The 14,233-nt window shown below is 54.1% G+C and carries 18 protein-coding genes; 6 read left to right on the forward strand and 12 right to left on the reverse strand.

Going from position 1 to position 14,233, the window contains the following annotated elements:
- Window position 1: 1 nt before the first annotated feature.
- The 7 genes from GT409_RS00390 to purH all read right to left on the reverse strand — a co-directional run bounded on the left by GT409_RS00390 (window position 2) and on the right by purH (window position 5,244).
- A complete protein-coding gene (locus tag GT409_RS00390) occupies window positions 2-190 on the reverse strand; it encodes a hypothetical protein (protein ID WP_160626001.1) in 189 nt (62 codons plus the stop codon).
- Window positions 191-203: 13 nt separating this feature from the next.
- Complete coding sequence (locus tag GT409_RS00395) at window positions 204-662, reverse strand: division/cell wall cluster transcriptional repressor MraZ (protein WP_160626002.1); 459 nt, start codon at window positions 660-662, stop codon at window positions 204-206.
- A gap of 474 nt (window positions 663-1,136) precedes the next feature.
- Entirely contained in the window at window positions 1,137-1,490 is a 354-nt protein-coding gene (locus GT409_RS00400) for a hypothetical protein (protein WP_160626003.1), read from the reverse strand.
- A gap of 83 nt (window positions 1,491-1,573) precedes the next feature.
- On the reverse strand, window positions 1,574-1,729 hold the full coding sequence (locus GT409_RS00405; protein WP_160626004.1) for a hypothetical protein: 156 nt from the start codon (window positions 1,727-1,729) through the stop codon (window positions 1,574-1,576).
- 162 nt (window positions 1,730-1,891) lie between these two features.
- Entirely contained in the window at window positions 1,892-2,818 is a 927-nt protein-coding gene (cysK, locus tag GT409_RS00410; protein WP_160626005.1) for a cysteine synthase A, read from the reverse strand.
- Between the two features lie 17 nt (window positions 2,819-2,835).
- Window positions 2,836-3,279 carry an RrF2 family transcriptional regulator gene (locus GT409_RS00415; protein WP_160626006.1) on the reverse strand — a complete coding sequence of 148 codons (444 nt, stop codon included), beginning with the start codon at window positions 3,277-3,279 and terminating at the stop codon, window positions 2,836-2,838.
- 351 nt (window positions 3,280-3,630) lie between these two features.
- On the reverse strand, window positions 3,631-5,244 hold the full coding sequence (purH, locus tag GT409_RS00420) for a bifunctional phosphoribosylaminoimidazolecarboxamide formyltransferase/IMP cyclohydrolase (RefSeq protein WP_160626007.1): 1,614 nt from the start codon (window positions 5,242-5,244) through the stop codon (window positions 3,631-3,633).
- A 124-nt stretch (window positions 5,245-5,368) separates the two neighbouring features.
- Here purH and pdxH point away from each other — a divergent pair, with 124 nt between their 5' ends.
- Both pdxH and GT409_RS00430 read left to right on the forward strand, forming a co-directional pair.
- Window positions 5,369-5,977, forward strand: a complete 609-nt coding sequence (pdxH, locus tag GT409_RS00425; protein ID WP_233231579.1) for a pyridoxamine 5'-phosphate oxidase — start codon at window positions 5,369-5,371, stop codon at window positions 5,975-5,977.
- Between the two features lie 66 nt (window positions 5,978-6,043).
- Entirely contained in the window at window positions 6,044-6,286 is a 243-nt protein-coding gene (locus GT409_RS00430) for a DUF6868 family protein (protein WP_160626009.1), read from the forward strand.
- 28 nt (window positions 6,287-6,314) lie between these two features.
- Here GT409_RS00430 and ruvX read toward each other — a convergent pair whose 3' ends face one another.
- The 5 genes from ruvX to hisF all read right to left on the reverse strand — a co-directional run bounded on the left by ruvX (window position 6,315) and on the right by hisF (window position 10,005).
- Window positions 6,315-6,722 carry a Holliday junction resolvase RuvX gene (gene ruvX / locus GT409_RS00435; RefSeq protein ID WP_160626010.1) on the reverse strand — a complete coding sequence of 136 codons (408 nt, stop codon included), beginning with the start codon at window positions 6,720-6,722 and terminating at the stop codon, window positions 6,315-6,317.
- Entirely contained in the window at window positions 6,722-7,222 is a 501-nt protein-coding gene (locus tag GT409_RS00440) for a hypothetical protein (protein WP_160626011.1), read from the reverse strand. The genes ruvX and GT409_RS00440 overlap by 1 nt, the downstream gene beginning before the upstream one ends.
- Window positions 7,222-8,304 (reverse strand): mannose-1-phosphate guanylyltransferase, encoded by a 1,083-nt coding sequence (locus GT409_RS00445; RefSeq protein WP_160626012.1) that lies wholly within the window; start codon window positions 8,302-8,304, stop codon window positions 7,222-7,224. Before GT409_RS00445 ends, GT409_RS00440 begins: the two co-directional genes overlap by 1 nt.
- A gap of 1 nt (window position 8,305) precedes the next feature.
- Window positions 8,306-9,115: a tryptophan synthase subunit alpha gene (gene trpA, locus GT409_RS00450; protein ID WP_160626013.1), complete on the reverse strand. Its 810-nt coding sequence runs from the start codon at window positions 9,113-9,115 to the stop codon at window positions 8,306-8,308.
- Window positions 9,116-9,234: 119 nt separating this feature from the next.
- The gene (hisF, locus tag GT409_RS00455; RefSeq protein ID WP_160626014.1) at window positions 9,235-10,005 is read right to left on the reverse strand and encodes an imidazole glycerol phosphate synthase subunit HisF; all 771 of its coding nucleotides are present in this window, start codon (window positions 10,003-10,005) and stop codon (window positions 9,235-9,237) included.
- Window positions 10,006-10,154: 149 nt separating this feature from the next.
- On the opposite strand from hisF, the gene GT409_RS00460 reads away from it, so the two are divergent.
- From GT409_RS00460 to GT409_RS00475, 4 genes are read left to right on the forward strand one after another with little or no spacing between them, the layout of a single operon-like run.
- Window positions 10,155-11,003, forward strand: coding sequence for an NAD(+)/NADH kinase (locus GT409_RS00460; RefSeq protein WP_160626015.1), 849 nt, complete (start codon window positions 10,155-10,157; stop codon window positions 11,001-11,003).
- An 11-nt stretch (window positions 11,004-11,014) separates the two neighbouring features.
- The gene (locus GT409_RS00465; RefSeq protein ID WP_160626016.1) at window positions 11,015-11,788 is read left to right on the forward strand and encodes an alpha/beta hydrolase; all 774 of its coding nucleotides are present in this window, start codon (window positions 11,015-11,017) and stop codon (window positions 11,786-11,788) included.
- A 43-nt stretch (window positions 11,789-11,831) separates the two neighbouring features.
- Window positions 11,832-12,680, forward strand: a complete 849-nt coding sequence (gene lgt / locus GT409_RS00470; RefSeq protein WP_160626017.1) for a prolipoprotein diacylglyceryl transferase — start codon at window positions 11,832-11,834, stop codon at window positions 12,678-12,680.
- A gap of 36 nt (window positions 12,681-12,716) precedes the next feature.
- Window positions 12,717-14,099: a dihydroorotase gene (locus GT409_RS00475; RefSeq protein WP_160626018.1), complete on the forward strand. Its 1,383-nt coding sequence runs from the start codon at window positions 12,717-12,719 to the stop codon at window positions 14,097-14,099.
- The last annotated feature ends 134 nt before the right edge of the window (window positions 14,100-14,233 follow it).

Genomic DNA, 14,233 nt, shown 5'->3' on the forward strand with positions numbered 1-14,233 from the left:
CCTAAACAGCCAAACGGGTTCCAAGGACCCGGCGGGAACAGGCAGCGGAAAATGTTGCTGCCTGCTTTTCGGTCATCAGCATGGTGCGGCTCGCCCGTCCGTCAGGAAGCCGCAGGTAGCGCTCTTTATCCCGCCTCAGATCAATGGTCTGAGACAGATGCATATATTTCGCGATACCGGACATACTCATTAATTATTTCCTCCTAATAACTTCCAAAAAATGTGTTTTCTGCCAGCGGCGAGTCGGTCGGCAGAGCCAAATCAAATTTTTCTTCACTCCAAAGCTCAATGCGGGTCAACGTCCCGACCAGAACCACCTTGTTCTGCACTGCAGCATGCGCCAGCAGTTCATCTTTAATCCGCACCCGTCCCTGCGCATCAACAGCCAAAGCATCCGCAGAAGCGGTCAAAGCCCGAATGGCCTGATGATCATTCTCATCCACAGCATCCGCCGAACGGAGCTGAGCCAGCCGTCGATTCATTTCCTGAAGCGTATAAAGAAACAAGCACTGCTTATCCGGATGGGGAAAAACAAACAGGCGTAATGAATCGCCCAGCAATGAACGCCAAGTGGATGGAATAATAAGCCGTCGTTTTGGATCGAGAGAGTGATGATACGAACCAACGAACAGCTCCTCTGTCTTTGATTCTAATGTATTCATACTCCACCTCGCTCTTATATGCCCCCTTTTATGTCACCACACCCCACACCGGTCAACATGATTCCCCAACGAATTTTTATTTGAACAAAATCCTGATATAACGGACTAACAGAGACGAATACGGTGAAATCTCACCAAAAACCACAAGGAGGATCCATGAAAAGACTTGCCACACTTACTGCGGCCATGGTCGTTGCCACTGCCGTGCTCGGCACCGAAAACACAGCAACCAAACATTCCTGCTGTTGTGATTGCAAAGAAAGTACGAGGACGAAAGAAACAAAATGCGTCGAACACGGCTCATGCAAAGAAAGCTCCGCCTGCCCAACAGCCTGTGAATCAGCAAAAAAAGCAGAAAAAAGTGAATGCTCCGGAGGAGTCTGCCCACTGCCGAAGTAAAATTCGCAGAGGCCATATCTGCGCAAAAAAAAGCCGCCCGGCGAAGGGCGGCTTATCAGTGATCAATTCAATACTTTACTCAGCTGAAGCTTCCAGCTGTTTGACATAGACTGCCAAATGATCCTTGAGCGTATTCAGTGATGTTGTAAGGTCCCCCATCTCCGCTTTAAGCGACTTGGCCTTTTCACCCATCAACTCGCTGATCGACAGTTCTTTGAGCTGAGCGGTCAGAGCTTCCAACTCGGTCTTTTTCCCAGCAATCACAGTCTCATACTGATCGACCATTTTCTGCAGCTTGGCCTGCCCCATTTCGGAGGCTTCAGCTGTAACCTGCTCCACGGACTTCGCTTCGTCCACACCCCCGCCGCCACAACCGGCAAGAAGTGCAGCAACTATCAACGCAATCAGTCCAGTATATACTCTCATCATTTTTCCTTTGTGTGTTTTTCGTAGAAACATTCGGTCGCACTATGAACAGTGGAGCCGGCTTTGAAAGCGGATTTTATCCGGGGCTACTTCAATGAAGGAATTTCCATGCCTTCTGCAGCTTTCGCAGCATCTTTCTGCATGTCATCTGCAGCATTTTTCATTTTCTGTTCATCTGATTGGCCACATCCGACAAAAACCATCAGTGCCATCAGGGCAAATAACCATTTTGCTGCCTTCATTACGTCCTCCTTTTTTCCGTTCAACCTGCAGGTGCCGAAGTGCACCTTTGCCTGTTATGCGCGTTATTTTAAAGAAGGAATCGTTCAGGGCAACAACAAAAACCCGACTTTGAAAGTCGGGTTTTTCCGTACTTTACGATATCATCCTGCTTCATGCCGGCATTACGCCTGATCAAAAAGCCAGGTTGAAAGATACCGTTCCCCGGTATCGCAAATGAGAGTCACGATGGTTTTACCTGCATTCTCTGCCCGTTTGGCAAGCTCCAAAGCTGCCCATACGTTTCCGCCGGCCGAAATACCGCAGAGAATCCCCTCTTCGGCAGCCAGTCGCCGAGCAGTAATTCCAGCATCCGCTGCATTGAGCAAAAGAACTTCATCCACAAGGTCTATATTCAGGTTGGCTGGAATAAAACCGGCACCAATACCCTGAATTTTGTGCGGCCCCGGTTGCCCTCCGGAAATAACCGGCGATTCAACCGGCTCAACGGCAACGACTTTAACCTCCGGCTTACGCTCTTTCAGAGCCGACCCCACGCCCGTCAGCGTTCCACCGGTTCCGACTCCAGCCACGAATATATCTACGGCACCATCCGTATCCTCCCAGATTTCCACACCCGTGGTCCGGCGGTGAATATCCGGATTAGCAGCGTTGTCAAATTGCTGCGGCATAAACCCCCCGGGCAACTGATCCACAAGCTCTTCGGCCTTTTTGATCGCACCGGGCATTCCCTCCGAACCGGGAGTAAGAATCAGCTCTGCGCCCAGAGCCGAAAGCAGTTTGCGCCGCTCAATACTCATCGTCTCCGGCATCGTAAGAATCAGTTTGTAGCCTTTGGCCGCCGCTGTAAAAGCCAAGGCAATGCCGGTATTACCGCTGGTCGGCTCGACGATGGTTGCGCCGGGCTTAAGCTCTCCGCTTTTCTCGGCCGCTTCCACCATTGCAACACCAATACGGTCTTTTACACTGCCAAGAGGATTCCGCGATTCCATCTTCACAAGCACCGTTGCTTTCAACCCGTCAGCCAACCGATTCAGTCGAACCAACGGCGTTTTGCCTACGGTCTGCGTCACATTATCAAAAACCTTCATAATCTCTCCCGTTCAACTCAAATACTGTAAGATGCAGCACCGCATTTTTCGAAGTCAACAGCGCGGTCAATCAGTTCTTTAAGAGTGATCTTTTCAAAATATTCCTTCAAAACCTGTGATGCGCCTTCCCAGACCGGGCGGGTGGCACACTTGTTTTTATCGCGGCCTGTACAGTCCATTTGCTCGCAATCAACCAGTTTCATGACACCTTCCGAAGCCGCCAGAATATCGTATACCGTGATATCCACCGGATCTTTTGCCAGCTTAAACCCTCCTTTTACGCCTCGAATTCCAACCACCAACCCATCATTTTTCAAGGGCACAATAATCTGCTCGATGTAGTCGGCGGAAATCCCCTCCTCGGCAGCGATGATTTTTTTTGGAACCGGCCCCATATGCTGATACCGGGCAATACTCAAAAGAATACGAACCGCATAACGACCTTTAGTTGACATCTTCATAAGAAATATCCTTCCATCAAACAGACTAATTATTATCGGATTTATTGTCTTTTACTAAATACGCACCCATTGGTCAACGATAACATGACTTAAATAATTACCTATTATTCATAAGCAAATAGGTCAAAACTGCAAATAAAGTCCGCCACCATTGAGAACACCAATCGAAGTGGACTTTCCTCACCCTTCAGTTTGAACATTTTCAAAACATTAGAAACCACGGTCTCGAAAAAGGCGTCGCCAATCAAACTATCGGTTAAGTTGGGTACAGAAACAAGATGCGGCGGGTGACGCTGTGCTGAAGCACCGCGACCCGCCGCAGAGAAGTTAATGCGCCGGCATCAACCGATATTAATGTTTAAAGTGGCGCATACCTGTAAACGCCATGGCGATACCGTATTTATCGCAGGCCTCGATGACTTCGTCGTCGCGGATGGATCCCCCCGGCTGAACGATGAAACGCGCGCCGACGGCGTGGGCTTCATCAATGCTGTCGGCAAACGGGAAGAAGGCCTCGGAAACAAAGACACAGTCGCCAATGACTGCAGCGATTTCTTCGTCAGTGATGTCTTCTTTTTCGAGCTTCAGGTTTTCGATGGCTTTCGGCACGGCCAGTTTGCGCAGTGAATCAACGCGATTCGGCTGCCCGGCCCCCATTCCGAGCACGCGGAACTGACCCGGCTTGTACTCCTGCACCACCATGATCGCATTGGACTTCGTGTGCTTGGCGGCGGAAATCCCGAACTCAGCAAGGGCCTGTTTGGATTCATCGAACGCCGTTGTTGTCGGAACCGTCCACTCGGCAATCGAATCGACATCCACATCCTGCACAAGGATCCCGCCGTTGATATCCTTGATCATTTTGCGCGGCGCGGCTTTGGCCATCGGCGCCTTAAGCTTGAGCAGGCGAATGTTTTTGCTTTTCGACTTCAGGAACTCAAGCGCGTCGGCATCATAATCCGGAGCAATCAGGGCTTCAATAAAACGGCCTTTCAGGCATTCGGCGGTAGCCATATCGACTTTTTCAGTGACGGCAATCACAGAACCGAAAGCAGAAACAGGGTCGCCGTTCCAAGCGGCTTCGAACGCCTCAGCAAGCGTTTCGCCGGTGGCATACCCGCAGGGGTTGGTGTGTTTAATCACCGCCACGCCCGGCCGTCCGGAAAGATCTTTAACAGCTTCAAGCGCACCCTCGCCGTCGACGTAATTGTTGTAGCTCATCTCTTTGCCGTGCAGCACGTCAGTCTGGGCAATGCAGGCCTCGGTAGCGGCGGCATCGGTGTAGAGCCATGCTTTCTGATGCGAATTTTCGCCGTAACGAAGTTCGGTACCGCTGGAGCAGGCTTTGACAAACGGCTTCGGCGCGTCACCGGCGACTTTGTCAGCGAGGTAACCGGCGATGGCCGCGTTGTACTCTGCTACACGGGCGAACACCTTCTGACCGAGTTCGAAACGAAACTCTTCGGTGGTGTTGCCGCCGTTGGCATCCATGGACTCCAGCACACGGCAGTAGTCGGCCGGATCGGTGACAACGGTCACAAACTTCATATTTTTAGCCGCGGAACGAATCATGGTCGGGCCGCCGATATCGATCTGTTCAATGGCTTCCGGCAGAGTAACGTCCGGATTGGCGATCGTGGCCTCGAACGGATAGAGGTTGACGCAAACGAGATCAATCGGCTCAAGACCGTGCTCCTTCATGGTACTCATGTGCTCGTCGTTATCGCGCAAATGAAGCAGCCCGGCATGAACCTGCGGAGTCAGCGTTTTAACGCGGCCATCAAGCATTTCCGGGAATCCGGTAAACTCTGAAACATCTTTGACAGGAATCCCCGCATCGCGGATTGCCTTGGCGGTTCCGCCGGTGGACAGCAGCTCCACCCCGCGGTCGGCCAGCGCCCTGGCGAAGTCCACTACGCCGGTTTTGTCAGAAACACTCAATAAAGCCCGTGTAATTTTGCTCATAATTTCTCCCTTTAAAAATTGAGCGGGGATTTAACCATGAACCGGCCCTAAGCTGAAATGCTTTTTCCAAACATTGGAAAATTTCCTTCCAATGCCTCAAAAAAACCGTGTTACTCTCTCCCCAATGGATCGGCCCATACACAACGAAACGCCTTTCGGTCCCGCGAATGCGGGAATCGATCCGTTTGCCCTGTTCGAGCAGTGGTTTAAAACCGCAATGGAAACGGATCCGAACAATGCTGCCGTGATGACGCTGGCAACTGCCTTCAACAACCGCCCTTCAGCCCGCATGGTACTGATGAAAGAGCACAGTCCAGATGGTTTCGTTTTTTACACCAACTACGAAAGCCGCAAAGGATCTGAGCTGGCCGAAAACCCGAAATCCGCTCTTGTCTTCTGGTGGCCCGCACAGGAGCGGCAGGTCCGGATCGAAGGCCACACCACCAGAATTTCAGCCGAAGCCTCCGATGCTTATTTTGCCACCCGACCGCGCGACAGCCAGCTCAGCGCATGGGCTTCCGCCCAGAGTTCAGAAATCGACGAGCCGATCTCGCTCGAAGCCGCGAAAGCAAAATTTAAAGACGATCCCATTCCCCGTCCCTGCAGCTGGGGCGGCCTGCAACTGGTCCCGGAACGTTTTGAATTCTGGCAGGGTCGCACCAGCCGCCTGCATGACCGCATCGCTTTTATTCAGAAAAACGGCCAGTGGAGCCCCCGTCGGCTGGCGCCCTGAGCTCCGGATTTTCGTTTTACAGACGACTCCTGAAAGCCTACCCTTCTCTTCAACAGGGAGGTTCTTATGACAATGCAGGTGCTTCAATCCTTTTTCATGTGGTGCTCCATCATCAACATCCTGCTGCTGCTTGTGATGTTTGCGATTATCTGCCTGGCAAAAAACTGGGCCTACAAACTTCACAGCCGGTGGTTTGACATTTCCCGCAAGGACTTCGACCTCATCCTCTATTGCTTTCTTGGAATCTACAAACTACTGGTGTTTGTCTTCTGCATCATCCCATGGATCGTGCTGACAATCATGCAATAGACCGACAGCAAGGGGCTTTATTCGACTGTCATGGCTGAGCATCCAGCCAGTCCTGCAGAATCACCTGGGCAGCGGCCATATCGACGACGCCTTTGCGTTTTTTGCCATCGAGTCCGGCCTCGCGAAGATTGTAATGAGCCGTCACCGTAGTCAACCGCTCATCGCTCTCGACAATCGGCACATCCGTTTTCGATGCCAGTTTTTTGGAAAACCTTCGAACCTTTTCGGTTGCAGGTCCAGCCGAGCCATCCATATTGAGAGGAAGACCGATCACAATAGTTTCCACGTTGTGTTCCTGCACCAGCGCAGCAATTTCATCCGCAGCTGCTTTACCGTTCAGAACCGTCGTCAGCGGCGATGCCAGAAAAGCGGTCTCATCGCTCATCGCAATGCCGATGCGAACATCACCGTGATCAATCCCCAGAATGCGCCCCATTATTGACCAGACCCCTTAAAAATATCATCGAGCTGCTCATGCCGCATCTTATACTGGGAGCCGCTTCCGACTCCTTTGTGAACTTCCTGAGAAATGGCTGATTCGATGTAAAAGAGTGCAACTGCCACAAAAAGCGTCACTCCCCACAGCAGTAACGAAGTGATCCACGACGATTTCTGGATCACACCGGTCAACGGCAGAACCACTGCCAGAAAAACCACAAAAACAACCGTTAGGCGCGGCATCAACGCTTGAGTCCAAAGAACCTGCGTCAATGCCGAAGCCAGCAGCATCAGAAAAAAACCGGACGGCAGAACCAGCAGCATCCGACTCTGAAGGCCGCAGGCCCGAGCCAGCACTTTATAAACCACAGCAAAAATCAGCACGGAAATGACAGCCACACCCCACGTTTCCAGCGGGGTCGCCCGCCCAAACAACGTAACAAGAGTTTCTTTCATTGCTTCGAACAGTTCCCCATGCAAAGCCTGGCTGCTTTTCATTACAGGATTCCTTCCCGGGTTCCTTTCTCGCGCAGGGTCGTCACCATCTTCTTAATGTCCTGCGCACGGTCTTTCGGGCAAACCAACGTCACTCCGTCCGCCTGCACCACAATCAAATCTTCGGCACCGATCACCGCTGTAACGCGGTCCCTAGAATAGACAATATTGTTTCTGGAGTCAATCTGCTCACAGTCACCGATCAGTGTATTCCCCGCGTCATCCTGCGGAAAATGGCTTTCGAGCGCGGGCCACGAACCGACGTCGTCCCACATAAATGTTCCGCAGGCCATCACAATATTATCGGCCTTTTCCATCAAGGCGTAATCAATCGAGATTTTTCCAAGGTTCGGATAGGTTTTCTCCAGTCCCTGGAAAATTTCGCCGCGCGCGGCGAAGTCCGTCAGATCGTCCATCAGTTTTTTCATTTCCGGACAGTGCGCACCGAATGCTTTTCCGAGAGTTGGAACCGACCAGATGAACATACCGGAGTTCCAGAAAAACCTGCCGGTATCAAGATAAGACTGCGCCGTTTCTGCATCCGGCTTTTCAACAAAACGAACGGCTTTCTTAAACCGCACGCCTTCGACAGACTGGAAATCATCACCCGACTCAATATAGCCGAAGCCGGTGCTTGGAAACGTCGGCTGAATACCAATCGTCACCAGAATTTCATTCTTCTCCGCCAGATCCATTCCGCCGGAGAGTGTGGCTTTAAAGATATCGAGATCGCCCATCACCTGATCCGCAGTCAGCACAGCAAACACGCCGTCCGGATCTTTGGCTGCGACCAGCGCTCCGCCGCAGGCAACCGCTGCGGCCGTATCCCGCCCGATCGGTTCGCCGACAATATTTTCAGGCGGAAGCATCGGCGCAGCCTGTTGAGTCGCCTCAACCAGATCCGCATTGGTCACTACAAAAACATTTTCCGGCGGAATCAGTCCGTTGAGCCGATCGACCGCCTGCGCAATCAGCGGTTGGTCGCCAACCAGCGCCAGAAGCTGCTTGGGGTGCTTCGACGTACTCAACGGCCAAAAGCGCTCGCCTTTCCCGCCGGCCATAATTACTGCATAACGTCCCGCCATTTTAAATCTCCTTTACAGCACGGACCATTTCCGCAACGAAAGCCGCGGCATCGGCGCGCCCCTCGTCCGTGTGCGGATTGTTATGGAATTTATTGACGATTGCCGAACCGACTACCACCGCGTCAGCGATTCGTGCTGCATCGGCCGCCGCTTCCGGCGTACCGATTCCAAATCCGAGCGCAACCGGCAGATCCGTGTGCTTTTTGATCTCCCCAACCAGCTCAGCGGCTCCGGTAGCAACGCCGTCATCGCGCACGCCGGTGACGCCTTCTCTCGAGACGCAGTAGACAAAGCCGTTCGCGTTTTTGACGATTTTTTCCATCCGATCTTCCGGCGTCGTCGGCGTAATCAGAACAATGTTGTTCAGATTCGCCGCCTTGATCGCGCCTTTGTACGGGCCGGACTCTTCGCGCGGCATGTCGAGAATCAGAAACCCGTCAATACCGGCTTCGGCGGCTTCAGCCATCGCCTTTTCGAACCCACGGGCATACAGAACATTCAGGTAGGCGTAGAAAATCATTGGCATCTGCGATTTTTCGCGGATTTTTCGAATGCAGTCCATGACTCCGTCAAAAGTGGCTCCGGCGTCGAGCGCACGAGTGGCTGCATCCTGATTGACGCGGCCGTCCGCCAGAGGGTCGGAAAACGGCAGGCCGAGTTCCACCAGATCCACTCCGGCCTCTTCGAGCTTCAGGACAATGTCCACCGTATCTTCAAGAGTCGGGTCCCCGGCTCCAATGTAGGCAATGAACCCTTTTTTTCCGTCTTTGCGGAGCTCAGCAAATTTTTTATCAAGTCGTGTCTTTTTCATATGTTCCGTCAGGCGGGGCCTGCGCCCTGTTGTTTTTCCAATGATTGGAAATTTTCTACCTGATTTTCCAAGATTTGGAAACCGGAACCGCTCTTTTTTCCACAGTTTGGAAGCCGCCGCTACAGACGCACCGTAACGCCTTTGGCGGCCATCTGCTCTTTGACTTCGCGAATGGTGAATTCGCCGAAGTGGAAGATCGAGGCTGCGAGAACGGCGTCCGCCTTGCCTTCGGTGACGGCGTCGACCATGTGGTCAACGGTGCCGGCGCCGCCGGAGGCGATAACGGGCACGCCAACGGCTTCCGAAACAGCGCGGGTCAGCTCGAGGTCATAACCGTCCTTGGTCCCGTCAGCGTCCATGCTGGTGAGAAGAATTTCGCCGGCGCCGCGCGTCACGCCTTCCACGGCCCAATCGACGGCATCGAGTTCGGTCGGGTTGCGGCCGCCGTGCGTGTAGACGGTCCAGCCTTTGGAAGGATCGTCGGGATCGTTGCGGCGCGCGTCGATGGCGAGCACGGTACACTGCGCGCCGAACTGCTCGGAGCATTCGTTGAGAATATCGGGGTTGTTGATGGCGGCGGTGTTGAAGGAGACTTTGTCGGCGCCGGCGTTGAGCATCCGGCGCACGTCGGCGGCCGTGCGAATGCCACCGCCGACGGTAAGCGGCATAAACACCTGTTCGGCACAGCGCCGGACGATGTCAACCATCGTGTCGCGCCCGTCGCTCGAAGCGGTGATATCGAGGAAGGTCAGTTCGTCGGCGCCCTGCTCCTCATAGGCTTTGGCGCACTCGACCGGATCGCCCGCATCAATCAGATCGACAAACTGCACACCTTTGACCACACGACCGCCGGTGACGTCCAGACAGGGAATAATTCGTTTTGCAAGCATAGCTGTTCCTTCAGAAAATCAGCCAAACGAATACCGGAATCGCGGACGACGGGCGAACGTAAAAACCAGAAACCTGCCGCAACAGCCGTTTCCCAAGGATTGGAAAATGTTCTTGTGCGGCCGATGGGTCGCGGTAACAATCGGCGGCCATGAAAAGAATCGGTGTTATTGCAAATCCGAAACGTCCACACGCGGCGGATGTGTTCGACCGGCTGGTTCGCAAAGCGAACGAGCTGGGCTGGAAACTTTTTGCGGATGAGGCGTCCGCCCAACTGATCCCGTCGGCGACGGTCATTGGTTTTGACCAGTTTGCGTCTACAGTGGATGTTCTGCTGCCGATGGGCGGTGACGGAACCGTTCTGTTCTGCTCCAAGCTGCTCGATGAAAGTGAAATTCCGATCCTTGGAATCAATCTGGGCAGTCTCGGGTTTCTCACCGGCGTCAGCGAAGACAGTATGGAGGCAGCCATGGACGCTCTCGACGCCGGAACCTGCATCAAAGAAACCCGTACGGTCGCGCAGTGTGTTGCACCATCCGGCACGATCCGCCGGGCGCTGAACGATGCGGTTATCGGGTTCGGCGGCTCTTCGCGGATTGTAACGCTGGACCTCGCCATCGACGGCGCTCCGGCAACCTCCTATTCCTGCGACGGCCTCATCGTCTGCACACCGACCGGCAGCACCGGGCACTCCCTCTCCACCGGAGGCCCCATTCTGCAGCCCGGCTGCAGTGCATTCGGCATCAGCGTGGTCTGCCCGCATACACTCAGCAACCGGCCGCTGGTCATTCCTGACTCCAGCACCATTGAAGTGACCGTACAGAATTCCCACAAGGCACTGCTGCTCTCCGTGGACGGACAGGATGTGGAGGAACTAACCACCGGCGACATCGTCCGCATCACCCGCAGTGAAAACCCGGCGATTTTCCTCTACCCGCCGGACTACAGCTATTTCTCCGTGCTGCGTCGCAAACTCCACTGGCGAGGATCGAATCTTTAGGAAGGTTTCCGATGGCTCTTTTTCAATGCTCTTTTTTTTCTGAGTCCCTGCGCATCAGTGCATCGATGAATGTGATTCTGCCGCAAGCCTGCAGGAGCCAGATCGGCATGGACAGCACTACAGACGCAGAGCCGCCGGCGGTACTCTATCTTCTGCACGGAATTACGGACGACCATTCGACGTGGCTGCGCCGAACATCCATCGAACGCTATGTCACCAAACTGCCGCTGGCAGTCGTGATGCCCGCCGTAAACCGCAGCTTCTACACCGACATCGGCGATGACGCCTACTGGACGTTTATCAGCGAAGAACTGCCGCAGATTGTCCAGTCATTCTTCCGGGTTTCCAAGGATTGGAAAAAAACATTTGTCGCCGGACTGTCCATGGGCGGCTACGGCGCCTTTAAGCTGGGCCTGACCTGCCCGGATCGCTACGCCGCAGCGGCCAGCCTGTCCGGTGCTCTCGATGTGGTTTCTGCAGCCAAGGCACATACCGACATTTGCAATTTTGACCGCATTTTCGGATCGTCAGAAGCCCTGGCCGGCAGCAGCAATGATCTGTTCACCCTGATCAACCGCTTTCCTTCCGACAGCGAAACCAAATTTTACCAGTGCTGCGGAACCGAGGATTTTCTCTATCAGGATAACCTGACATTTAAAACCCGTGCCCGACAGGCCGGCCTTAACCTGACGTTTGAAGAACATCCTGATGCTGTCCACAACTGGGACTACTGGGACCAGCAGATTCAGCGGGTTCTCGAATGGTTGCCATTGGGAGAGGCATAGTGGAACACAGGAGCATTGCCCGACTGAACAAGGAATCCAATCTATGATTTTTTCACCACTTCACGACTCCATCCTTCCGTTATTTCTCTCGTTCTGGACCCATGACCTCAATCCGGTCATTTTCCATATCTGGGGACCTCTGGCTGTGCGCTGGTACGGATTGGCCTACCTGCTTGGCTTTCTCGGCGGATACCTGATCCTGCGACGCCTCTCCCGCCGCGGCGAGTTTGCGATTCCGGAACAGGAGCTGAGTAATTTCATTGTCCATCTGGCGATCTTCGGTGTTTTTCTCGGCGGGCGCCTCGGCTATGTCCTCTTCTACGCGCCTCACGAATTCATCAAAGATCCGCTGTTTCTTCTCCGCGTCTGGGAGGGCGGCATGGCCAGCCACGGCGGCATTATCGGCGTCATTGCTTTTGTCCTCTGGACCGCATGGAAAAAGAAAGTGTCCTTCTGGAATCTGACCGACGGACTCGCACTGGTTGCCCCGATCGGTCTCTTCTTTGGTCGCCTTGCCAATTTCATCAACGGCGAGCTGTGGGGACGGCCCTCGCAGGTTGCGTGGGCCGTTATTTTCCCGAAAGTCGACATGCAGCCGCGTCATCCGTCACAGCTCTATGAAGCCTGTGGAGAAGGACTGCTGCTGTTCACCGCCCTGTGGCTGATTCACGCAACGCCGTGGGGAAAACGCAACGGGGCCGTCAGCGCCTGCTTTCTCGCGATTTACGCACTCGCCCGAATCACCTCTGAATTTTTCCGAACTCCGGACGAAGGGTACGCGCTTTATCTCGGATGGATCACCAAAGGCCAGCTGTATTCTGCATTTATGATCCTTGGCGCCCTCGCCATTGTCGCCGCAAAAAAGCTTTACCGTTCCGAAAAAACAACGTAGGAAAGGCTCTCAGCCTGTCTGCAGGGAAACGCAATTATGAATACGCAACAGTCCATTTTAATTCGCAACGCCGACATCGTTAATGAAGGCTCCATTACAAACGGCGACGTATTGATCCGGCATGGGCGCATCGACCGCATCGACCGCACGGTCTCTGCAGAAGCCGACATTGAAATTGATGCACACGGCAAAGCGCTGCTGCCCGGCATGATCGACTGCCACGTCCACTTCCGCGAGCCGGGGCTGACCCACAAGGCCGACATGGCCAGCGAATCCGCGGCCGCCGTCGCCGGCGGGGTCACCTCCGTGATGGAGATGCCGAATACCAGTCCGCCGGCTGTCACCAACGAGCGCCTGGAAGACAAATTCTCCATCGCCGCGGAAAAGATGATCACCAACTATTCGTTTTATCTCGGTGCATCCCTCAACAACCTGGATGAGGTAAAAGCCGTCGATTCACGCAATGTCTGCGGCGTCAAAGTCTACATGGGCTCCACCACCGGCGACATGCTGGTTGATCGTTTCCAAACCCTGGAAGATCTGTTCCGCGAGTGTCCGATCAATCTCACCACGCACTGCGAGGACACACGCATTATTTCCGCCAACGAAAAAAAGTGCCGCGAACAATACGGTGATGACGTCCCCTTCCCGGCCCATCCCCTCATTCGCAGCCGGGAAGCCTGCTTCCAATCCTCACAGGTAGCCATCGAACTGGCCCGCAAATACGAAACCAAACTGCACCTGCTGCACATCAGCACCGCCGACGAACTGAACCTGTTCGACTCCTCCATCGTCCGAGTCGGCACCGCCCGCGAAAACGAATGCTTTATTGAAGAACAGGGCAAAAACATTACCGGGGAAGCCTGTGTGCACCACCTCTTCTTCGACGACTCCGCCTACGACCGCAAAGGCGCGCTGATCAAATGCAATCCCGCTATCAAAACCGCCGCAGACCGCGAAGCCCTGCTCAAAGCTCTTGTCACCGACCGGCTCGACACCATCGGCACCGACCACGCTCCCCACACCCTGGAAGAAAAGCAGAGACCCTACTGGACCGCCCCCTCCGGCATTCCGGTCATCCAGTCCGCCTTACCTTCCGTGCTGGAACATTTCTACAACGGCATCCTCTCTCTGGAACTGATCGCAGAGAAAACCGCCCATAACCCGGCCCGTATTTTCAACCTTGAAGACCGCGGTTTTATTCGAGAAGGCGGCTGGGCCGACCTGACTCTGATCGATCTCAACCGCCCGCATACTGTCACAAAAGACAACATTCTGTACAAATGCGGCTGGTCACCATTCGAAGGAACCACCTTCCACTCCTCCGTCGACACCACGATTGTCTCCGGACAAATCGCATGGCAAAAGAACGCTCCCCGCGCCACCTGTCGCGGCCACCGTTTAGTATTCAACCGATAGCATCGGTCGCGTGCATCGATTTTTTCGCACTTCCATCATCAGCCAACACACCGCCTCCGGGCCATCCATTGACCGCGAAAACCAGAATATCTGTCTTCGATAGCATAAAACGGAGCCCCGGCAGAAGCCGGAAT

Source organism: Tichowtungia aerotolerans (assembly GCF_009905215.1).
GTDB lineage: Bacteria > Verrucomicrobiota > Kiritimatiellia > Kiritimatiellales > Tichowtungiaceae > Tichowtungia > Tichowtungia aerotolerans.